We start from the raw sequence: 19,816 nt of genomic DNA, 5'->3' as shown, positions 1-19,816 counted from the left end.
CCGACCAGGCGCCGCTAGCCACTCGCCCGCGGCTTGCGCGGCGCGCGAGCAAAAACGCGGTCGTAGAGCGCGTTCGGTAGCAGGCGCAACAGTTTGCCGAGCGGCGCCATTTGCCAGGGAACGACGACGTAGCTCCTGCCGCGCGCGATCGCCCGGGCGAAACGTGGCGCGGCAGCTTCGGCCGACATCAGGAAAGGCATCGGAAAACGATTGGCCGCGGTCATCGGCGTGCGAATGTAGCCGGGAGCAATGGTGACCACCCGGACTCCCGAACCGCGCAGCTCGAGACGCAGGCTTTCGAGATAGCTGATCGCCGCCGCCTTCGACGCGCTGTACGCCTCCGCGCCGGGCAGGCCGCGAACGCCGGCCAGCGACGCGATGCCGACCAGCCGGCCGCGACCGGCACGGCGCAGTTCGCCGACGAAAGGAGCGAAGGTAGCCACCATGCCGAAAAAGTTCACGTCCATTACCCGCCGGATGACCTCGACGTCTTCGGCGCATTCGGTCAACGTGCCGACAGACACGCCCGCGTTGGCTATCACCACGTCCGGAACACCGACACGCCCGATGAAGTCGCCAGCCGCCGCACGCAGGCTGGCGACGTCGGTCACGTCGAGCGGGTAGCTGCTGATCTGCTCCGGCCAATTCGCCGCCAAGCTCTGCAGCGCGTCGCGCCGACGGGCGCAAACGCCAAGCAGCGCCCCCTGTGCCGCGTAATGCTCAGCCAGCGCCCAGCCGATTCCCGATGAGGCACCGGTGAGGAACACCTTCAGATCCGACGACAACTTGGCTCCGGGAACAACGACTCAAACGCCCCGCAGCCGCCGGTAAGCGGTCGCCGAACGGTGCGTCGCCTGCCGCTCGTTCGGCGGCCTCACTTCTTGCCGCGCTCGCTGCGCGCCTTGTTGATCACCTGATCGGTGAGGGCCGTCAGGTCGCCCAAGCCCTTCGTCTCCTTGCCGATCACCAGATACTTGCCGTCGACGGTGAGCGCCGGAACGCCCCGGATCTTGTACGACTGAACCATCTGCTCGGCACGCTTGACCTTGCTGACGACACCGAAGGAGTTGTAGGCGTCGGTGAACTTCTTGGCGTCGACTCCCTGCGCGCTGACCCACTCGATGATCGTCTTGTCGTCGTAAAGCTTGCTCCCCGCTTGGTGCAGTGCGTTGAAAACGGCGCCGTCGAGCCGCGCCAGGTCGCCGCTTGCCTCCAGCGCGTAGTACAACCTGGCCAGGCTCGTCCACTGCGGGCGACCGAAGGTAACCGGTACGCGCTTGAAAACTACATCACTCGGCAAGGCGGCGGACCACTTGCTGACCAGCGGGTGGAAGTCACTGCAATGCGGACAACCATAGGAAAAGAATTCCAGCACCTCGATCTTGGCTGGATTGTCGGTGGCCTGAGCCGGAACGATCGGCTCGTAGTCACGCCCGACCGTCAATTCGGCTCGTGCCGGCAAGACCACAGCCAGGGTCGCCAGGACCATCGCTACGCACCAACCGCCGATACGTCCATACATGGGTATTCTCCTCAAGGGTTTAGTCTTTCCTGACCAGATTGGCATCAATGCCCTGTTTCGCCAGATCGGCGCGCAAATGATTCACGTCATCGATCTTGTGGTACGGGCCAAGACGGACGCGATACCACACTTTGTCCTGCAACATCACCTGCTGGATCTTGGCCTCAGCCCCCATCAACGCCAGCTTGGCTTTTTGGTTGTCGGCCTCGCTCGCGCTCTGGAAGGATCCTGCTTGCAAATAGATCGGTTCCTTGAGCGTAGCCTCCTTGGCGCCCTTGGCACCGTCGGCCGGTTTCGTATCGGCCGACTTGCTGCTCGCGACCGGTTTGCTCTCGGGTGACCTGCCCTCTGCCGCTTTCGGCTCGCCGCTCTTAGCTTCGCTGGGTTTGACGGCTGAAGGTTTCGTATCGACCGGACGGCTTTCGTCCGACCGATGCTCTTCCGGTTTCGGATCAGGAATCGCCTCGGCCTTGCCGGGCAGGATCTTGTAGAAGTCGAAGCGAGGCTTTTCCGTGGTCACCGGGTCACCGGGTTTGCCCGGCAAGGCGACGGGAGCCGAAGCCACCGGCGGCACCTCGGGAGTCGGCGACGGCTTGCTGGCCACCGGCGGGGGAAGCTTGGGTTGCTGGCCGGTGGTGGTGAAAGGCAAGGGTACCTTGTTGATATACCAGACCACGGCGGCTACCGCGATGACGCCGATCACCAGGCCGATGAACAGGCCGAGCAGTGTGCCACCGCCGGATTTCTTGACGGGTGACGTGCGGCGGGTTTTCATGTCAAGACTCATGGCTGTTCTCTGTTCTCCGATTACATCGATTCCGGGCAACTGACGCCGAGAATCGCCATGCCGTTGCGAATCACCTGAGCGACGGCAAGCGCCAGCGCCAGTCGCGCGTCGCGCTTGTCAAGCCGGTCGACAAGAATGCGTTCGGCATTGTAGTAGCTATGAAATTCGGCGGCCAGATCCCGCAGATAGAATGCGATCAGGTGCGGCGACAGTTCGTCGGCCGCTGCTTCGACGACCTCAGGAAACTCACCCAGGCGGGCCGCCAGCGTCACCTCGCGAGGGGTCGCCAGCCCTCCCACCAGGTCGGCGCCAACGAGCGTTTCCGGCTCGCCTCCCCACTGCGCGAGCAGCGAACGGACCCGGGCATGAGCGTATTGGACGTAGAAGACCGGGTTGTCATTCGACTGGCTCTTTGCCAGATCGAGGTCGAAATCCAGGTGCTGGTCGGATTTGCGCAGCACATAGAAGAAGCGACAGGCGTCGTTGCCGACCTCCTGACGCAGGGTGCGCAGCGTTACGAAGTCGCCCGCGCGCGTGGACATCGACGCCTTCCAGCCTGAGCGATAGAGGACGGCAAACTGCACCAGCGCCACTTCGAGAAGCTCGGCATCGAGTCCGAGAGCGCTGAGGGCACCCTTGACGCGCGGAATGTATCCGTGGTGATCGGCGCCCCAGACATTGATGATGCGTTGAAAGCCACGTTCGTACTTGTTCAGGTGATAGGCGATGTCGGACGCAAAGTAGGTATAGAGCCCGTTGTCGCGCTGGACGACACGGTCCTTGGCGTCACCAAAAGCCGTCGAGCGGAACCAGCGGGCGCCGTCCTGAACGTAGAGATGGCCGCCTCGCTCGAGTCGCTCGACGCAGCGCGCCACCAGCCCCGTCGAGAAAAGCGACTGCTCGGAAAACCAGACGTCGAAGTGCACCCCCGACTCTTCGAGATCGCTGCGGCAATCGGCCAGCTGCTCGGTGAGAACGAAGTCGTGCACGTAGCGCCATTCCTCGCCGAGCAGGCGCTTGGCGTTGGCAATCAGCGCATCGAGTTGGGCTTCGCGCTGTTGCTTGGCTTCGGCATCGGTGCGCTCGCCGTCGGGCAACCCCGGGGTGCCATCGACGACATCGCCAACCGGGCGCCGGTATCGGTCGCCGTGCGCCGCGCGCAGCTGACTGGCCATGTCGCGTACGTAGTCGCCCTGATAGCCATTGGGAGGAAACGGCACTTGCTGGCCGTCGCAAAACTCCAGATAGCGCAGCCAGGTAGACACGGCCAGAATGTCCATCTGCCGACCCGCATCGTTCACATAGTATTCGCTGGTCACATCCCAGCCGGCAAAGGCCAGCAGTTTGCAAAGACTGCCACCATAGGCCGCACCACGGCCATGGCCGACATGTAGCGGTCCCGTCGGGTTGGCCGACACGAACTCGACCAGCACCTTCCGCCTGCCGCCACGGGTCGAACAGCCGAAAGTCTCACGCTGCTCGAGGATATCGCGCACGACACCGACCTTGGCGGCCGGCGAAACGTGGAAGTTGATGAAGCCTCCACCAGCGACTTCCGCCTTGCTGAGCAGCGACGAATATGGCAGTTCGGCGAGCAGCAACTCGGCGAGCTGCCGGGGATTGCGTTTCAATGCGCGCGCCAGTTGCAGCGCCAGATTGCAGGAAAAATCGCCATGCGCCGCCTGCTTCGGCCGCTCGATATGGATAGGCGTTGCCGCCTCGGTCGGCGCAACGCTGCCCAGAGCAGCACGCACCAGCTCGGCGAGATGGGACTTCAGGTCGTAACTCATCAGGGGTGTTGGCTTCGGGAAATCGGTCAAGCGGCTGATTATACGATGTGCGACGCACACTCGGGCGAACGGCAGAGCGGGGATACCGGTTTCTGTGTAAACTCGCGCCATTGCCGACCAGAACGCTGCCGCCCGCCGTGCGACTTTTCCGTCTCGCCAAAATATTGAGCATTGCGAGCCGCTACGGCCTCGACGAGATGATCCTCGAGCATGAGCCAAGCGGCCGCCTGGCCGCCTTGTCGCGCGCCCTGCACTTCTGGCGACGCTTCGATACTCCACCCGCCGTGCGCCTGCGCCAGGCTCTGGAGTCGCTCGGACCGATCTTCGTCAAGTTCGGCCAGGTCCTGTCTACCCGTCGTGATCTGCTGCGTACCGACATCGCCGACGAGCTGGCCAAGCTGCAGGACCGCGTGCCGCCCTTCTCCTCGGAGCTTGCGCTGGCGCAGATCGCCAACGCCTACGGCCGTCCAGCGAGCGAAGTATTCGCCGAATTCGATGCCACCCCGGTCGCCAGCGCTTCCATTGCCCAGGTACACTTCGCTCGCTTGCGCCCGGAGGACGGCGGCCACGAGGTGGCGGTCAAGGTGCTGCGCCCGGCAATGCACGGGGTCATCGCCAACGACTTGGCATTGCTCGAAACGCTCGCCGGCGTACTGGAAAAAGTGTGGTCGGACGGCAAACGGCTGAAACCCCGTGAAGTCGTCGGCGAGTTCGCCAAGTACCTCTACGACGAACTCGATCTGATGCGCGAAGCCGCCAACTGCTCGCAACTGCGGCGCAACTTCAGCGGCTCGCGCCTGCTGCAGGTTCCCGAAGTTTATTGGGATCAATGCACGACCACGGTGATGGTCATGGAACGCATGCGCGGCATCCCGATCAGCCAGACGGAAGCGCTGATTGCCGCGGGAATCGATCTGCCGGCGCTGTCGCGCGCCGGGGTGGAGATCTTCTTCACCCAGGTCTTTCGCGATGGATTCTTCCACGCCGACATGCATCCGGGAAACATTTTCATCGCCGTCGACCCGGTTCACCACGGCAGCTACATCGCGCTTGACTTCGGCATCGTCGGAACGCTGACCGACGCCGACAAAAACTACCTGGCGCAGAACTTTCTCGCTTTCTTTCAGCGCGACTACAAACGGGTCGCCACGGCGCATATCGAAGCTGGCTGGGCGCCGGCCAACACCCGGGCTGACGAGTTCGAAGCTGCGATCCGCGCTGTCTGCGAACCGATCTTCGACCGTCCGCTGCACGAAATCTCGTTCGGCCGGGTATTGCTGCGCTTGTTCCAGACCTCGCGCCGTTTCAACGTCGAGATTCAGCCGCAACTGGTCATGCTGCAAAAAACCTTGCTCAACATCGAGGGCCTCGGTCGCCAGCTCGACCCGAATCTCGACCTGTGGAAAACGGCAAAGCCTTTCCTGGAACGTTGGATGAGCGAACAGATTGGCCGCCACGCCTTCCGCCTCGGCATACAGCAGGAAGCCCCGTATTGGGCGCGCACCTTGCCGCAGTTGCCGCGTCTGGTGCACCAGGCGCTGGCGCAACCGAAAGCGGCCGATCTGACGCCACTGCTCGCCGAGCTGACGCGCATGCAGCGCCGGCAGGGGCGCCTGCTGGCGCTCATCAGCGCCCTCCTGGCCGCGCTGCTGGCCGCGCTGCTGGCCAGTCAATACCTGTAAGCACGTTCCGGCGTTCCGGCAACCGGCCGCCATCGCCGCCTGATCTATGCGCGCGAGTCGGCCGCAGCAGCAGTTCCCCATCGGCCGATCGTGCGAGCAGAAGTCGTCGCGGCCGAGGGCGGCTATGCCGGGGCCGGCCACGGTGGCGTCGTAAAAACAAACGGGCCGCAAGTAGTGCGGCCCGTTTGTTTATCGTGAGGCAACGGCGCCGATCGCCGTTGCGTATCGGACGCTTTATTGCACGCTGACCTCGACGCGACGCGCCTCGGCCGGGTCTCCGGTACCGCTGGTGACTTCCGGCTTCCTCAGCTCGATGCGCTCCTCGGCAATCCCCACGTTCTTCAGCGAATCACGTACCGCCTTGGCACGATTCTTGGCAATTTCCTCGTTGACCGCTTGGCTGCCGCTCGGATCATGGAAACCCGAGATAGCCAGCTTGACAGCCGTATTGGCCTTGGCGTGCTGGACGATCGCTTCGAGCGTTTTCGACGCGTCGGCGGGCAATTCAGCCGAGCCCATCGCGAAGTAAACCTTGGCAACCGGGATGATCGCGACCACCTTCGCCGGCGCCTCGGCAACCGGCTTGGCGGTCGACGCGGGAACCATCAGCGGCACGATCATCAGGGCGACGATATTGATGATCTTGATCAGCGGATTGACCGCCGGACCAGCCGTGTCCTTGTACGGGTCGCCGACCGTGTCGCCAGTCACCGAAGCCTTGTGGGCATCAGAACCCTTGCCACCGAAATGCCCGTCCTCGATGTGCTTCTTCGCGTTGTCCCAGGCGCCACCACCGGTGGTCATCGAGATGGCGACGAAGAGGCCGGTGATGATCGTTCCCATCAACAGCCCGCCCAGGGCTTTCGGACCGAGCAGCAGGCCAACGAGGACAGGTACGAGTACCGGCAACAGCGAGGGGATGATCATTTCGCGGATAGCGGCTATGGTCAGCATGCCGACGGCGCGCGAGTAGTCGGGCTTGGCTTTGCCTTCCATGATGCCCTTGATTTCCCTGAACTGCCTCCGTACTTCGATGACCACGGAGCCGGCCGCGCGACCGACCGCTTCCATGGCCATCGCGGCGAAAAGATAGGGAATCAGTCCGCCAAGAAAAAGGCCAATGATCACCATGTGGTCCGACAGATCGAAACGCAGGCCGCCACCGAAATTGACCTCGAGCGCATGCGTGTAGTCGGCGAACAGGACGAGCGCCGCCAGACCGGCCGAACCGATGGCATACCCCTTGGTCACCGCCTTGGTGGTGTTGCCGACGGCGTCGAGCGGGTCGGTCACGTCGCGAACCGACTTCGGCAGGCCGGACATTTCGGCGATACCGCCGGCGTTGTCGGTAATCGGCCCGTAGGCGTCGAGGGCGACGATGATGCCGGTCATTGACAGCATTGAGGTGGCGGCGATGGCGATGCCGTACAGACCGGCCAGTGCAAAGGTGATGTAGATCGCCGCGCAGACGGACAGCACCGGCAGCGCACAGGCTTTCATGGAAACGGCAAGACCAGCGATGATGTTGGTCCCGTGGCCGGTGGTCGATGCTTCGGCGACGCGCTTGACCGGCGAGAAGTCGGTACCGGTATAGTACTCGGTGATCCAGACCAGCAAGCCGGTGAGAATAAGGCCAACCGCCGCCGACCAGAAGATGTTCATCGAACTGATCATGCTACCGTCCGCCAGGGTCACACCACTGCCGAGCAACATGGTGGTCACCGGATAGAAGGCGACCAGGGCGAGGACACCGGCAACGGCGAGGCCGCGATAGAGGGCGTTCATGATCTTGCCGCCGTCGTTCGACTTGACGAAGAAACAGCCGATGATTGAGGCGACGATCGACACGCCGCCGAGTACCAGCGGATAAACGACCAGGTTGTCGTTGGCACCGACGACGCCCTTGAGCATCATCGCACTGAGCACCATCGTCGCGACGACGGTCACGGCGTAGGTCTCGAAAAGGTCGGCGGCCATGCCCGCGCAGTCGCCGACGTTATCGCCGACGTTATCGGCGATGACCGCCGGGTTGCGCGGATCGTCCTCCGGAATTCCAGCTTCGACCTTGCCGACCAGATCTGCCCCGACGTCGGCACCTTTGGTAAAGATGCCGCCGCCCAGCCGAGCAAAGATCGAGATCAGCGACCCACCAAAGGCCAAGCCGACCAGCGGCTCGACACTGTGCTGAAGGTCGGCGCCCGAGCCCTTGAGCAACGCGTAGTAGCCGGCGACTCCGAGCAGGCCAAGGCCGACTACCAGCATGCCGGTGATGGCGCCACCCTTGAAGGCGACGTTGAGCGCCGACGCAATGCCATTGCGTGCCGCTTCGGCGGTCCGCACGTTGGCGCGTACGGAAACGTTCATGCCAATGAAGCCAGTGGCTCCCGACAGCACGGCACCAATCAGGAAACCGAAAGCCATCAACTTGCCGAGCGCCAGCCAGATCAGCACGAACAACACGGCGCCGACCAGGCCGATGGTGGTGTACTGCTTGGCGAGATACGCGGAAGCGCCCTCCTGAATGGCCTTGGCGATTTCCTGCATGCGCGGGTTGCCGGCCGGCAACGAGAGAATCCACTTCGTCATGGCGGCCCCGTACAGCACCGCAATGACCGCACATACCAGTGCGAAGATCAAAAATGATGACATAAAACAACCTCCCTCTCTAAAGTTACCCTCACCCTCCGAGCAGTCCCCGTGGGCCGGGTTTTTGCTTCACAACCGAAGCTGCTGCAGAAAACGGCGACCAGGAAACCCCTCCGTCAGCCTCGAACTGTCGTGCGCGGTGCCCCCGACCGAACCGGTAGAAAAAGCCGACACGGCGTGGTGCCGACCTGTCACTGCCTACCAGTTCGACGGCGGGTACGGCGCCACCCAGAACGCCATTGGCGGATCGCGAGCCGGCCGCATCGGCGCGACTACCGCAGGGCCTCGAACGCCGCCTTCCTGATCTCGTCCACGCTCCCGACACCGGAAATCCTTCGGCATTTCGGCGCCTGCGGATCACCAGCGGCCGCCCAGCTACTGTAGTACTCGAGCAAGGGTCTGGTCTGCGAGTGGTAGATCTCGAGACGTTTCCGAACCGTTTCGGCTCGGTCGTCGTCACGCTGAATCAGGTCGTCGCCCGTCACATCGTCTTTTCCGGCAACCTTGGGCGGGTTGAAGCGGATATGATAAACGCGTCCAGAGGCGGGATGGACGCGTCGTCCGCTCATGCGTTCGATAATCTCCGAATCTGCAACGTCGATTTCCAGCACATAGTCGAGTGCGATACCGGCAAGTTTCATCGCTTCGGCTTGCGCCAGGGTGCGGGGAAAGCCGTCGAACAAATAGCCCGACCGACAGTCGTCCTGTTGCAGGCGATCGGTCACCAAACCGATGATGATCTGATCGGAAACCAGGCCACCCGAATCCATCACACTCTTGGCAGCCAAACCGAGGGGCGTACCGGCCTTCACGGCAGCGCGCAGCATGTCGCCGGTGGAGATTTGCGGGATACTGAATTGTTCCCTGATGAACTGAGCCTGAGTGCCTTTTCCGGCGCCTGGCGCGCCGAGCAGTATGAGTTTCATGGTTCGCTTTCGAAGAACATCAAATCGAGCAGTTTATCCAGTACTTCAGATACTTGCATTTCACCACCGGCATGGTTGCAGCACGTTGTCGTGATCGTCAGGCGGAAACTTACCCTCAAATGCGCGAACGGTCAAACCTTTTTGAACCATTCCTGCATTCGGCGGGCGTCGTCTGCGGTGTCTACGCCTGCGCTCGGCAGGTGATCGACAAGCGCCACGCTGATGCGGAATCCGTGCCACAGGGCACGCAACTGCTCCAGGGCTTCGAAGGTTTCCAGTGGTGAGGCGGCCAGTCCCGAGTAAGTGCGCAGGAAGCGTACCCGGTAGGCGTACAGGCCGACGTGCCGGTACGCCGGCATGCCCGGCGGCAACGTCTCGCCGCCGGTTTCACGGGCAAAGTGGTCGCGCGCGTAAGGCACCGGGGCGCGCGAAAAGTACAGCGCGTCGCCTTTTGCGGTGCACACGACCTTGACGATGTGCGGGTTGAAGAAGTCGGCGGCGTCGGTCAGCGGATGCGCCAGCGTGGCGATATCGGCAGCGCTCTCCGCCAGGCGGGCAGCCGTTCGAACGATCAGCACCGGATCGATAAGAGGCTCGTCGCCCTGGACGTTGACGACGATCGTATCGTCACTCCAGCCCATTGATTCGACCACCTCGGCCAGACGGTCGGTCCCGCTCGTGTGGTCGCTGCGAGTCAGCAGCGCACGCAGGCCGTGACGCTCGGTGGCGGCCAGGACCGCTCGATGGTCGGTGGCGACCAGAACCTCGTCGGCACCCGTGAGGAGCGCGCGTTCGGCCACACGAACGACCATCGGTTTGCCACCGAGGTCGAGCAGGGGCTTGGCCGGCAGGCGCGTGGAAGCGTAGCGGGCCGGAATGACGATCTTGAAGCGCACGGCGCGACGGCGACCTTTCAGGCTTCCTCGGAGGACAGGAGGCGGGCTTCGTTCTGCAGCATGATCGGTATACCGTCACGGACCGGAAACGCCAGCCGGCAGGGCCGGCAAACGAGTTCCGCGGCCGCCTTGCGGTACTCGAGGTTAGCCTTGCAAATCGGGCAGACGAGAATGTCAAGCAGGCGTGCGTCCATGAAGCTTCTCCAGAAGGGTCTCCAACAGGCCGGCCTGGCCAGGAGGGGGGCTGACGACCGCGTCGACCGGCAGCACCCAGGCCTCACCGGTCAGCAGCGCGGCACATTTTACCGCATCCTTTTCGGTCATCAGCAGCACGCCCTCGCCGGCAAAAGCCAAGTCCTCGGCGCGGTAGGAGTGATGGTCGGGAAAGGAATGCTCCTCGAACTCGAGCCCCAGCGCCCTGAGTTGCCGGAAGAAACGGCTTGGGTCGCCGATCCCCGCCAGGGCGTGCAGCTTGCGCTGGCGCAAGGCGGCCGCGCCACAACTCGCCGAGCCGCCGCCGGCAGCGACAAAACGCTGGCCGGCGAGTTGCATGTCGAACTGCGGCAGCCGGCCAGCGGCGCCGGCCAGCCCCGGGTCGCGAGGACCATTCCAGACGACCGCCGAAGCGTCCGACAAGCGCCGCAGCGGTTCGCGCAGCGGGCCGGCCGGCAGCAGCCAGCCGTTGCCGGTGGCTCGCCCGTCGAAAACGACCAGTTCGACCGTGCGTTGCAGGCGATAGTGCTGCAGTCCGTCGTCGGAGACGATCAGGTCGCATTCCGGGTGAGCGGCGAGCAGGGCTTGGCCTGTAGCGACGCGGTCGCGGCCGACGAAAACCGGGACAGCGCTGCGCCGGGCAAGCAGCACGGGCTCGTCGCCGACCAGCGAACACGCCGAGTCCGGAGTCACCGCCTGAACCTGCCGGGCACTGCCGCCGTAGCCACGACTGATGATCCCCGGTCGCCAGCCGCTCGCGCGCAGGTGGTGAACCAGCCACAACACGAGCGGCGTCTTGCCGCTGCCACCGACCGTAAGGTTGCCGACGACGATCACCGGTACTGACAGACGATGCGAGCGCAACGCGCCGCAACGGTACAAGGCCCGCCGCAGATCGACCAGCAGGCCGAAGATGCAGGCTACCGGCAACAGCGGCCAGAGCGCCGGTCTAAGATGGCGCTGGTACCACCAGCCGGGAAGGCGCTGTGCGATCCCGGAAACCGCCATCAGTGCGGCGCTTGTGTGGCGAAGGAAATGCGCGGATAGCCGGCGGTCTGCGCCCCCTGCATAACGTCGATGACGCTTTGGTGCGTCGCCTTGGCGTCGGCGTTGATGACGATCACCGGATCCTTGGCGTCGCCAGCGGCACGACGCAAGGCTTCGCTGATCGCGGCGACGCTCACCGTGGCCAGCGGCGCTTTATTGACCAGGATTTGACCGGCCGCCGTGACCGCCACACTGACTTCATTCGGCGGCTCCGGCTGCTTGTTGGCATCGGCCGTCGGCAGGTTGATCTCCAGTCCGGAAAACTTGGCATAGGTCGTGGTAAGCATCAGGAAGATGATGATCACCAAGAGGACATCGATCAAGGGAATCAGGTTGATCTCGGGTGCGTCCGCAGCCCGCCCGGCACGTCGGAAGTTCATCGCCCGGCCTCAGTTCAAGACTTGCGCTCGCCGTGCAGAACTTCCACCAAGCGCACGGCCTGATGCTGCATCTCGATCACCAAACTGTCGACCAGGGCACGGAAATGGCGCCAGAAGATCATGCTCGGGATGGCAATCAGCAGGCCAAAGCCCGTGTTGTACAAGGCCACCGAAATGCCATGCGCGAGCTGTATCGGATTGCTGCCGCTCGGCGCCTGCGAGCCGAAGATCTCGATCATGCCGACCACCGTACCGAACAGTCCCATCAGCGGACTGATTGCCGCAATGGTACCCAGCGTCGTGAGATAGCGCTCGAGGTCATGCGAGACAACGCTGCCGACTTCCTCGATGGCTTCTTTCATGATCTCGCGTGGTGCGCCGACATTGCGCAGACCGGCGGCCAACACGCGTCCCAGCGGAGAATGCGCTTCAAGATCAACGACCATCGCTGCCGTGGCGCCATTCTGCCGGTACTCGCCGACCACCCGCTGCAGCAGGCCAGGGGGAACGACCTTGGCACGCCGCAGCGCCACCAGGCGCTCGATGATCAGAGCAACGGCGATGATCGACGCTATGAGCAAGGGCCAAATCGGCCAGCCGGCGGCCTGAACGATGGAAAACACGCTGACTCCCGGGAGATTTTTTCAATTCGGCACTTTAGCCTGCGCCGGCATTTGCAGCAAGCCCTGGCTGGCCAGCGGGCGGCGCCACGGTGCGCGGCAGACCTCGACGAGTGCCTCACATGGAATACGTGGCCGGCCTACCGGCTCGCGCTTTCCTCGCCCGAAGCGAGTGGTCAGACGACGTTACAGTGTTCCCTCAGGAAGGACAGCGCATCCGCGAGAGTCGTATCGGAAGCGTCGAGCAAGTAAGTCTCGGCCTCGGGGAAAAACTCGTTCCACAGGGCTTCCAGGTCTTCCTGCATCGTGTAGGGGGCAAGCGTCCTGATGAAGTCGACTGCCGGCGACTTTCGGAAGCCGCCGCTACGGGCTCGGCTGATCAGGGTGCGGGCGGCGCTTCTGGTCAGCGTCGGCCGAGCCGGGTTGCCGGCCGCCAAGCAGACGAAAATGGTCAGCAAGGAACTGTCGTCGGTCTTGCCATCGGTAATCCTGTGCCAATCGGTAGCTGCCACGGCGTCGAAGTGACCGGCATCCTCCGGGCCGAAGTCACGCAGGAAGTACAGTGGCTCGAGTTCGCGCATCAACTCGCCGAGCGGCCGCGCGGGATCACCGATCTTTCGCAGATCCTCGGTTTCCAGCCGCCCCAGTTCGTGTGCCACGACGGGCTCAAAGGCTGGAGGCAAATCCTTCAGAATCTCCTGCAGCCGCTTCCTGCCCTTGCCCGTGACACCCTTGTTCCTGAGCCGGGAAAGCATGGCCGCGAACTCCGCCGCATTGGGAAAAGCGAATGCCGAACGACCATCGAGATGGACCAGCAGTCCGCTGCGGATGACCGACTCGGCAGCCACGGTCACCATCGCCGCACGCGGCAAGCCTAGCCGATCGGCAAACCACAACGCGGCGGAAATAGTCAGTTGATTCCCGCGGCGTTGTTCGAGCACCTGTCTATACTCGTCGGGAGTACGTAGCGACCAGTCGGCCAGAAACGACTTCTGCGAACGATTGACCAGGAGTCCGATGGAACTGTCCTCGGGCATTGCCCAAAGCCTCTTGAGCAAATCGGATCCGCCCCGCGAATGCGAAAGGAAGGAATTGTCCCGCAGGGATCGGGCGGCTTGCGCGAGATCGCCACCGCTGAACTCTTCGAGGTAAAGGCTGACGAGCCTGACGATACGGACGCGCGCTTCTTCGATATTGGGACGCAAGTACTGGGTGCCGAAATGCTCGGCGATCTGCACCATTCCTTTCGGCGCGTCATGTTGGATACGATCGATCGTCGCCTGATCGATGATCCGGTTGCGCACGCCGTAAATGAGGGCTTTCTCGAAAAATGGCCGATCGTCGAAAACGGCGACCTGGCGGTTGTCGTTCGCTGTGGACGTTGACATCATCGTGGCGAGTCCGTAGCGCTCGATGCGATCTGCCCGCGCTTAGAGCGCCGACTCTTCCTCTGGCCCGGCCTCAGGCGCCGGTGTTTCCTCCGGAGCACCGTCCGACGCCGCCCGCCGAAGCTCGTCCGCCCTGGCACGTGCCCGCAGGGTCAGCAGGACGTCGCGGAAGAGCTCCGGCTGCTGATAACGCAGTAGCCAGGCCAATTCCATCCAATCGTGGTCGGTAACCTCGCTATGGCTCAGAAACGGGCGGTTGGAATCGGGATCGGAAAGCGCGTCGAGACGTTCCTCGTCGTTCAGATCGGCCAGCGAGTCGTCGCCGTCGTCGAAAAAACCAAAACTGCCGGTACGGAAAAAATGCTCGACACTTTCGACACGATCGGCCAGGTAATCGGCCAGCACGTCGCAGCCGCCGTCGATGTCGCCGATCGCGGCCAGAAACTCTCCAGGGTCGCTGCCGGCCCGAAAGATCACCGAGTTGAGCATTCCGCGCAGGCGCTCGTGACTCGCGTCGGCATAGCGCCGTTCGAGGACGATGGCGCGGGCGAACTGTTCCGGCGTAACCAGCAGGTTGACGACCGATTCGCGCGACGAATCGAAATCCCGCAGGATAGCCAGCAGATCCTTGGCCGGCAGATCGTCCAGCACGACGACCAATGCCGTATCGCCCTCACTGTCGACCAGCGAAACCAGGGCCTTCTCGGCGCCGACGATGTCACCGGCGTGGATTAGCTTTTCTGCCTTCAGGCGTATCGGGTGGCTCATTGGCTCAATCGTCCGAGAATCGATCCTTACGTTCGAACCCCTGCTCCGAAAGCCATTCGGCTCCGGCCTCCTCGAGATCCATGCCCCGGTCCTCGTCGTCATCATCGCCGTCGCCGTCGCCGTCGCCGTCGCCGTCGCCGTCGCCGTCGCCGTCGCCGTCATCGGCAGCCGGCTGCCGACCTGGCGTCTCCGGACGAGCGCCAGTATGACCCTGCAAATACTCCAGGCAGGCAGTGACGACCAGAAAGCGGTCACCGCTGGCGTCCTGCAGAACGACCCGGGCCAGTTCCTCGGCCCACGGCGCCAACTCGAGCGCAGCCCGCAGCTCCGACCACGAAGGCAGGTCGTCCGCCTCCTGCGTCACCAGGTCGCGCATGACTGCCAAACTGAGAAATCGAATCCCGCCGTGAAAGGCCACGGCGACCATTTCCGGGTTGCATTCGAGCATCGACAGCAGTTGGGAAAGTTGGGCGCGTTTTTCCTTCAGCCGTTTGGCGAGGACATCGTGCCCCCCCGAATCGGTCATCAGATCGTCCAGTTCCGCCTCGTAGGCAGAGCGCAGGTCGGCAAAGTAGGGCGACAGACTCAAGGCAGCACTCCTCCCAGATAGCTCTTCCAGATCTCGCGCGCCGTCACCAGCGGGTTGTCGAGAAGATTGCGCCGGCGATTGTCGTCGTAGGCCTGCCGGCGCTGTTGGTCGGACAGCGTGTCGTAGGCTTCCTGCACGTCGCGGAAGCGGTCGGTAGCGTCGGCGGCGGCGTTCCGGTCAGGATGATACTGCAACGCTTTCCGGCGATACGCCCGCCTGACGTCTTCGCCTGTCGCATCGCTGGCCAGGCCCAGCGCAGCGTAATGGTCCTTCATGCCTCGCCACCCTCGATCGAGCTTGACACGGCAGGCCGGGCGGCACCGCCCGGAAGCCTGAGGCGGTGCCACAGCTCACGGGTCAACGACACTTGGTTAAGCGTGTAGAAGTGCAGGCCGGGGGCCCCGCTGGCGAGCAGCTTTTCGCAAAGTTGCGTCACCACATCCAGGCCAAAGGCGCGGATCGACGTCGCATCGTCACCGTAGCTTTCGAGCCTTCGCCTGATCCAGCGCGGGATCTCGGCGCCACAATTGTCCGAAAAACGCGCCAGGCTGCTGTAGCTCGAGATCGGCATGACGCCAGGGACGATCGGCACGTCGATGCCGATGCCCCGGCAGTCGTCTATGAAGTGGGCGTAAGCGTCGAAGTTGTAGAAATACTGCGTGATCGCCGAGTTGGCCCCGGCGTCGAGTTTACGTTTGAAGGCCAGCAAGTCGTCGCGCGGACTCTTCGCCTGCGGATGGTACTCCGGGTAAGCCGCGACCTCGATCGTGAACCAGTCGCCGGTTTCGGCGCGAATGAACTCGACGAGTTCATTGGCATAGCGAAAGCTCCCCGGCCTAGCCATACCCGAGGGCAGGTCGCCACGCAACGCGACGAGGTGCCGGATGCCGTGCGAGCGATACTGTTCGAGGATGCTGCGGATACTGTCCGGTGTCGAGCCGACGCACGACAGATGCGGTGCGGCGGCATGTCCTTCGCGCTGGATTTCGAGAACGGTGGCCAGCGTCCGGTCACGCGTCGAACCGCCAGCGCCAAAGGTGACGGAAAAGAAGCGGGGCTCGAGCAGAGCCATTTGGGCGCGCGCCGCGCGCAATTTATCGGCGCCCTCGGCCGTCTGTGGCGGGAACAGTTCGAGGCTGAAGGTACGAGTGTCCTGGGTCATCACGGGTTACCTGTTTTTCCCGGTCGCCAATAGCGAAGAAATGATCGCCGAGAAGATACTGTACAGAACGGCGCCGAAAACCGCCGACCAGAAGCCGCCGACCACGAAGCCCTCGAGCAAGGAGGCGGCCAGCCAGAACATCAGGCCGTTCAGCACGAAGAGGAAGAGCCCCAGCGTGAGCAGCGTCACCGGCAGCGTGAGCAGGACCAGCAGCGGGCGCAGGAGGCTGTTCACCAACCCGAGGACCGCTGCGGCGAGCAGCGCCGATCCGAATGAGGCCACTTGAATCGATGGCATGAGGTAGGCAACGGCCAGCAAGGCGCAGGCGTTGACCAGCCAGGCGAGGATCAGACGCACGGCGCCCTCCTGTAGAAAGCCGACATCAGTAGCGGTAGTGCTCGGGCTTGTACGGACCTTGTTTCGGTACGCCGATGTAAGCCGCCTGCTGGTCGGTCAACTCGCTCAACTGCGCGTTGAGCTTTTTCAGTTGCAGGCGGGCGACCTTTTCGTCGAGATGCTTCGGCAGCGTGTAAACGCCGACCGGGTAATCGGCCGCGCGAGTGAACAGTTCGATCTGCGCGATCGTCTGGTTGGCGAACGAGGAACTCATGACGTACGAGGGATGTCCGGTGCCGCAGCCGAGGTTCACCAGACGGCCCTTGGCGAGCAGGATGATCCGTTTGCCGTCGGGGAAGATCACATGGTCGACCTGCGGTTTGATCTCCTCCCACGGATAGCCTTCGATCGAGGCAACGTCGATTTCGTTGTCGAAGTGGCCGATGTTGCAGACGATTGCCTGATCCTTCATCTTGCACATGTGTTCGTGATTGATCACGTGGTAGTTGCCGGTACAGGTGACGAAGATATCGGCCTTGTCAGCGGCGTAGTCCATGGTCACTACGCGGTAGCCCTCCATCGCCGCCTGCAGGGCGCAGATGGGATCGATTTCGGTCACCCAAACCTGCGCCGAGAGCGCACGCATGGCCTGCGCCGAGCCTTTACCGACGTCGCCGTAGCCGGCGATGAGCGCCACCTTGCCGGCGATCATCACATCGGTGGCACGCTTGATGCCGTCGACCAGCGATTCGCGGCAACCGTAGAGGTTGTCGAACTTCGACTTGGTGACCGAATCATTGACGTTGATCGCCGGAAACATCAACTCGCCGCGCGCGTGCATCTGGTAAAGGCGATGAACACCGGTCGTGGTCTCCTCGGTCACACCCTTGACCGCCGCCAGACGCGCCGAGTACCAGCCGGGATCGCTGGCCAGACGGGCACGGATCGCGGCGAAGAGTATGGTTTCTTCCTCCGAAGTCGGGCTGGCGAGCACCGCGGGATCCCTTTCGGCTTTGGCGCCGAGATGCAGCAGCAGGGTCGCATCGCCTCCATCGTCGAGGATCATGTTGCTGTAGCCGCCATCGGGCCATTCGAAGATACGGTGGGTGTAATCCCAGTAGTCCTGCAGGGACTCGCCCTTGACCGCGAAAACGGCGATGCCGTCAGCCGCGATGGCGGCGGCGGCATGGTCCTGCGTCGAAAAGATGTTGCACGAAGCCCAGCGCAACTCAGCGCCGAGAGCGGTCAGCGTCTCGATCAGCACGGCCGTCTGGATCGTCATGTGCAGGGACCCGGTGATACGTGCCCCGGCGAGCGGTTTGGCGGCGGCGAATTCTTCGCGAATCGCCATCAGACCCGGCATTTCGGTTTCGGCGATGCGAATTTCCTTGCGGCCCCAGTCGGCGAGACCGAGGTCGGCAATCACGTAGTCTTTAATCTGGCTAGCAGCATCCATCACAGTAAGGCTCCATCATGACTGTGACCGGGGCAGGAAAGCTGCGGTGAGTGCCGGCTGAAGACTTTCGACCGGCGTCCACCCATCTTCCCATACCCGGTACGGGTTGGTCGGATGAGCGCCGTTTGAGGAATCCGAGCCTGAAACCGTCGCTCGACGGCCCTGCAGCGCTCCTCGGATTAAGTTGTGGATTATAACCGATCGGCGACCTTTGCCAGCGACGTGGGGAAATATCGTCGGGCCACGCCGGGCGCCCGCGCCCGTCGAGCCTACGCCCTTCAGTAGGACATCGAGTCGTAGGCTCTTCGGCTGCCACGAATCTCGACGCTAACCTGATTCGGGGCGCAAACGGCGATCTCGCCGGCGCGCGCCAGCCAGCCCTGACGCACGCAGTACTGACGGGGCCCCGGATCCGCCGCGACGCGCGCCCGGCGCTGGTCGACGACGACTGTCGTAATACCCAGCGGCCCCGGCACGTCAATCCGGCCGTTGCGTGACAGATCGATTTCCGTGAACAACTCGCCGCCACGCCTGATGACCGCCTTGTCGGCGATACCCGCCTGCCAGGCAAGAGGAAACGATGCCGCACAAACCCCGAGACCCAGGGCGGCGACCAGGCAATCGCCGGGCTTTACCGAGGTCGGCCTCACGGAGCTTCACGGCAGCCCGCAGTCAACGGGCCCAGCTCGCGGTGCCGGATCAGCACGCGCGCGCAACCGCGAAACTCGCGTCCCAACCACTCGGCCAGGTACACCGAGCGATGCTGCCCCCCCGTGCAGCCGATCCCGACCGTCAGGTAATTACGGCTATCCTGGACGTAGGCCGGCAGCCAGGCACGAATGAAGCCGGCGACATCGCTGCGCATGCGCAACACTTCGGATTCCGCCTCGAGAAAATCGATCACCGCCGCGTCGCGCCCGGTCAGCGGTCGCAGATTGGCGTCGTAGTGGGGATTGGGCAGACAGCGAACGTCGAATACCAAATCGGCGTCGAGCGGGACACCGTTCTTGAAGCCGAAAGATTCGAACAGCAGGGTCAGTCCCTGGCAGGGGTCCGCCCCCACTCCGGCGGCAATGAACTGGCGGACCCACTCGCGCAGCACGCTGGCCTTCAGGCCGCTGGTGTCCATGTGGTGTCCGAGTGCCGCCAAGCCGGCAAGGCGAACCCGTTCTTCGGCAATGGCTTCGGTCAGCGTCAGTTGGTCGCTGGCCAGCGGATGTCGGCGGCGCGTCTCGGAGTAGCGCTTGATCAGTGTCTCGTCCTGGGCATCGAGAAACAGGAACTGGAGCTCGAGATCGTTGGCGCGCAGCGCGTCGAGCTGCCGTGGCAGCCTGGCCACGCTGTCACCGCCGCGAATGTCGATGACCACGGCGACCTTGTCGTACCCTTGTTGCCCGAGTTGCTCGACAAGCGGCTGCAACAGCTGCGATGGAAGGTTGTCGACACAGTAGTAATTCGCGTCCTCAAGCACCTTGAGGGCAATCGACTTGCCGGAGCCTGAGAGGCCGCTGATGAGAACGAGATGCATGTCACAAAGCATAACGGATGGCTGGCTCCACGACAAGTTGCTGTGGCGTACACTAATACCGATTTGATTTCTCGGGCCAG

Annotated in this window: 21 protein-coding genes and 1 riboswitch; of the genes, 1 reads left to right on the top strand and 20 read right to left on the bottom strand. The window is 63.3% G+C overall.

All coding sequences use genetic code 11. The annotated features are described in order from the left end of the window. Positions 1-14: 14 nt before the first annotated feature. From Q1M07_RS12370 to argS, 4 genes are all read right to left on the bottom strand, one after another. The gene (locus tag Q1M07_RS12370) at positions 15-785 is read right to left on the bottom strand and encodes an SDR family oxidoreductase (protein WP_300454194.1); all 771 of its coding nucleotides are present in this window, start codon (positions 783-785) and stop codon (positions 15-17) included. Positions 786-874: 89 nt separating this feature from the next. Continuing rightward, complete coding sequence (locus Q1M07_RS12365; protein ID WP_300454193.1) at positions 875-1,522, bottom strand: thiol:disulfide interchange protein DsbA/DsbL; 648 nt, start codon at positions 1,520-1,522, stop codon at positions 875-877. Positions 1,523-1,541: 19 nt separating this feature from the next. Continuing rightward, positions 1,542-2,297: an SPOR domain-containing protein gene (locus Q1M07_RS12360; protein ID WP_300454192.1), complete on the bottom strand. Its 756-nt coding sequence runs from the start codon at positions 2,295-2,297 to the stop codon at positions 1,542-1,544. A 32-nt stretch (positions 2,298-2,329) separates the two neighbouring features. After that, positions 2,330-4,099, bottom strand: a complete 1,770-nt coding sequence (argS, locus tag Q1M07_RS12355) for an arginine--tRNA ligase (RefSeq protein WP_300454191.1) — start codon at positions 4,097-4,099, stop codon at positions 2,330-2,332. A 137-nt stretch (positions 4,100-4,236) separates the two neighbouring features. Here argS and ubiB point away from each other — a divergent pair, with 137 nt between their 5' ends. Beyond that, a complete protein-coding gene (gene ubiB, locus Q1M07_RS12350; protein ID WP_300454197.1) occupies positions 4,237-5,781 on the top strand; it encodes a ubiquinone biosynthesis regulatory protein kinase UbiB in 1,545 nt (514 codons plus the stop codon). Between the two features lie 234 nt (positions 5,782-6,015). On the opposite strand, the gene Q1M07_RS12345 is transcribed toward ubiB, so the two are convergent. From Q1M07_RS12345 to rapZ, 16 genes are all read right to left on the bottom strand, one after another. Beyond that, complete coding sequence (locus Q1M07_RS12345; protein WP_300454190.1) at positions 6,016-8,430, bottom strand: sodium-translocating pyrophosphatase; 2,415 nt, start codon at positions 8,428-8,430, stop codon at positions 6,016-6,018. Between the two features lie 269 nt (positions 8,431-8,699). Next, positions 8,700-9,353 carry an adenylate kinase gene (gene adk / locus Q1M07_RS12340; RefSeq protein ID WP_300454189.1) on the bottom strand — a complete coding sequence of 218 codons (654 nt, stop codon included), beginning with the start codon at positions 9,351-9,353 and terminating at the stop codon, positions 8,700-8,702. Positions 9,354-9,484: 131 nt separating this feature from the next. Then, entirely contained in the window at positions 9,485-10,249 is a 765-nt protein-coding gene (gene kdsB / locus Q1M07_RS12335; RefSeq protein WP_300454188.1) for a 3-deoxy-manno-octulosonate cytidylyltransferase, read from the bottom strand. 17 nt (positions 10,250-10,266) lie between these two features. Next, positions 10,267-10,443 (bottom strand): Trm112 family protein, encoded by a 177-nt coding sequence (locus Q1M07_RS12330; protein WP_300454187.1) that lies wholly within the window; start codon positions 10,441-10,443, stop codon positions 10,267-10,269. Next, the gene (lpxK, locus tag Q1M07_RS12325; protein WP_300454185.1) at positions 10,424-11,470 is read right to left on the bottom strand and encodes a tetraacyldisaccharide 4'-kinase; all 1,047 of its coding nucleotides are present in this window, start codon (positions 11,468-11,470) and stop codon (positions 10,424-10,426) included. Before lpxK ends, Q1M07_RS12330 begins: the two co-directional genes overlap by 20 nt. Continuing rightward, complete coding sequence (locus tag Q1M07_RS12320) at positions 11,470-11,889, bottom strand: biopolymer transporter ExbD (RefSeq protein WP_300454183.1); 420 nt, start codon at positions 11,887-11,889, stop codon at positions 11,470-11,472. The genes lpxK and Q1M07_RS12320 overlap by 1 nt, the downstream gene beginning before the upstream one ends. A 14-nt stretch (positions 11,890-11,903) precedes the next feature. Then, positions 11,904-12,512: a MotA/TolQ/ExbB proton channel family protein gene (locus tag Q1M07_RS12315; protein ID WP_300454182.1), complete on the bottom strand. Its 609-nt coding sequence runs from the start codon at positions 12,510-12,512 to the stop codon at positions 11,904-11,906. A gap of 173 nt (positions 12,513-12,685) precedes the next feature. Then, the gene (locus Q1M07_RS12310) at positions 12,686-13,900 is read right to left on the bottom strand and encodes a hypothetical protein (RefSeq protein ID WP_300454181.1); all 1,215 of its coding nucleotides are present in this window, start codon (positions 13,898-13,900) and stop codon (positions 12,686-12,688) included. Positions 13,901-13,939: 39 nt separating this feature from the next. Next, positions 13,940-14,665, bottom strand: coding sequence for a hypothetical protein (locus tag Q1M07_RS12305; protein ID WP_300454180.1), 726 nt, complete (start codon positions 14,663-14,665; stop codon positions 13,940-13,942). Positions 14,666-14,669: 4 nt separating this feature from the next. Then, positions 14,670-15,254 carry a hypothetical protein gene (locus Q1M07_RS12300; protein ID WP_300454179.1) on the bottom strand — a complete coding sequence of 195 codons (585 nt, stop codon included), beginning with the start codon at positions 15,252-15,254 and terminating at the stop codon, positions 14,670-14,672. Next, positions 15,251-15,529 carry a DnaJ domain-containing protein gene (locus Q1M07_RS12295; protein ID WP_300454178.1) on the bottom strand — a complete coding sequence of 93 codons (279 nt, stop codon included), beginning with the start codon at positions 15,527-15,529 and terminating at the stop codon, positions 15,251-15,253. The genes Q1M07_RS12300 and Q1M07_RS12295 overlap by 4 nt, the downstream gene beginning before the upstream one ends. After that, positions 15,526-16,416 (bottom strand): methylenetetrahydrofolate reductase [NAD(P)H], encoded by an 891-nt coding sequence (gene metF, locus Q1M07_RS12290; protein ID WP_300454177.1) that lies wholly within the window; start codon positions 16,414-16,416, stop codon positions 15,526-15,528. The genes Q1M07_RS12295 and metF overlap by 4 nt, the downstream gene beginning before the upstream one ends. Before the next feature lie 6 nt (positions 16,417-16,422). Next, entirely contained in the window at positions 16,423-16,773 is a 351-nt protein-coding gene (locus tag Q1M07_RS12285) for a phage holin family protein (protein ID WP_300454176.1), read from the bottom strand. A gap of 25 nt (positions 16,774-16,798) precedes the next feature. Continuing rightward, positions 16,799-18,208 carry an adenosylhomocysteinase gene (gene ahcY, locus Q1M07_RS12280; protein WP_300454175.1) on the bottom strand — a complete coding sequence of 470 codons (1,410 nt, stop codon included), beginning with the start codon at positions 18,206-18,208 and terminating at the stop codon, positions 16,799-16,801. A 109-nt stretch (positions 18,209-18,317) separates the two neighbouring features. Next, positions 18,318-18,390: riboswitch (S-adenosyl-L-homocysteine riboswitch) on the bottom strand. A 96-nt stretch (positions 18,391-18,486) separates the two neighbouring features. Then, positions 18,487-18,858 (bottom strand): NusG domain II-containing protein, encoded by a 372-nt coding sequence (locus tag Q1M07_RS12275; protein ID WP_300454174.1) that lies wholly within the window; start codon positions 18,856-18,858, stop codon positions 18,487-18,489. Further along, positions 18,855-19,736, bottom strand: coding sequence for an RNase adapter RapZ (gene rapZ, locus Q1M07_RS12270; RefSeq protein ID WP_300454172.1), 882 nt, complete (start codon positions 19,734-19,736; stop codon positions 18,855-18,857). Before rapZ ends, Q1M07_RS12275 begins: the two co-directional genes overlap by 4 nt. Between the last annotated feature and the right edge of the window lie 80 nt (positions 19,737-19,816).

The organism is Accumulibacter sp. (assembly GCF_029255285.1).
In the GTDB taxonomy this organism is placed as follows: domain Bacteria; phylum Pseudomonadota; class Gammaproteobacteria; order Burkholderiales; family Rhodocyclaceae; genus Accumulibacter.
Note: the sequence above shows the minus strand (reverse complement) of the source record. Positions and strands in the feature narration are given on the sequence as shown.

Bases quoted from the DNA above. Each gene is read 5' to 3' on its own strand.
- Q1M07_RS12360 (WP_300454192.1), bottom strand. From the start codon at position 2,297: ATGAAAACCCGCCGCACGTCACCCGTCAAGAAATCCGGCGGTGGCACA.
- metF (WP_300454177.1), bottom strand. From the start codon at position 16,416: ATGACCCAGGACACTCGTACCTTCAGCCTCGAACTGTTCCCGCCACAG.
- rapZ (WP_300454172.1), bottom strand. From the start codon at position 19,736: ATGCATCTCGTTCTCATCAGCGGCCTCTCAGGCTCCGGCAAGTCGATT.
- Q1M07_RS12330 (WP_300454187.1), bottom strand. From the start codon at position 10,443: ATGGACGCACGCCTGCTTGACATTCTCGTCTGCCCGATTTGCAAGGCT.
- Q1M07_RS12365 (WP_300454193.1), bottom strand. From the start codon at position 1,522: ATGTATGGACGTATCGGCGGTTGGTGCGTAGCGATGGTCCTGGCGACC.
- Q1M07_RS12320 (WP_300454183.1), bottom strand. From the start codon at position 11,889: ATGAACTTCCGACGTGCCGGGCGGGCTGCGGACGCACCCGAGATCAAC.
- adk (WP_300454189.1), bottom strand. From the start codon at position 9,353: ATGAAACTCATACTGCTCGGCGCGCCAGGCGCCGGAAAAGGCACTCAG.
- ahcY (WP_300454175.1), bottom strand. From the start codon at position 18,208: ATGGATGCTGCTAGCCAGATTAAAGACTACGTGATTGCCGACCTCGGT.
- Q1M07_RS12305 (WP_300454180.1), bottom strand. From the start codon at position 14,665: ATGAGCCACCCGATACGCCTGAAGGCAGAAAAGCTAATCCACGCCGGT.
- Q1M07_RS12295 (WP_300454178.1), bottom strand. From the start codon at position 15,529: ATGAAGGACCATTACGCTGCGCTGGGCCTGGCCAGCGATGCGACAGGC.
- Q1M07_RS12345 (WP_300454190.1), bottom strand. From the start codon at position 8,430: ATGTCATCATTTTTGATCTTCGCACTGGTATGTGCGGTCATTGCGGTG.
- Q1M07_RS12310 (WP_300454181.1), bottom strand. From the start codon at position 13,900: ATGATGTCAACGTCCACAGCGAACGACAACCGCCAGGTCGCCGTTTTC.
- argS (WP_300454191.1), bottom strand. From the start codon at position 4,099: ATGAGTTACGACCTGAAGTCCCATCTCGCCGAGCTGGTGCGTGCTGCT.
- lpxK (WP_300454185.1), bottom strand. From the start codon at position 11,470: ATGGCGGTTTCCGGGATCGCACAGCGCCTTCCCGGCTGGTGGTACCAG.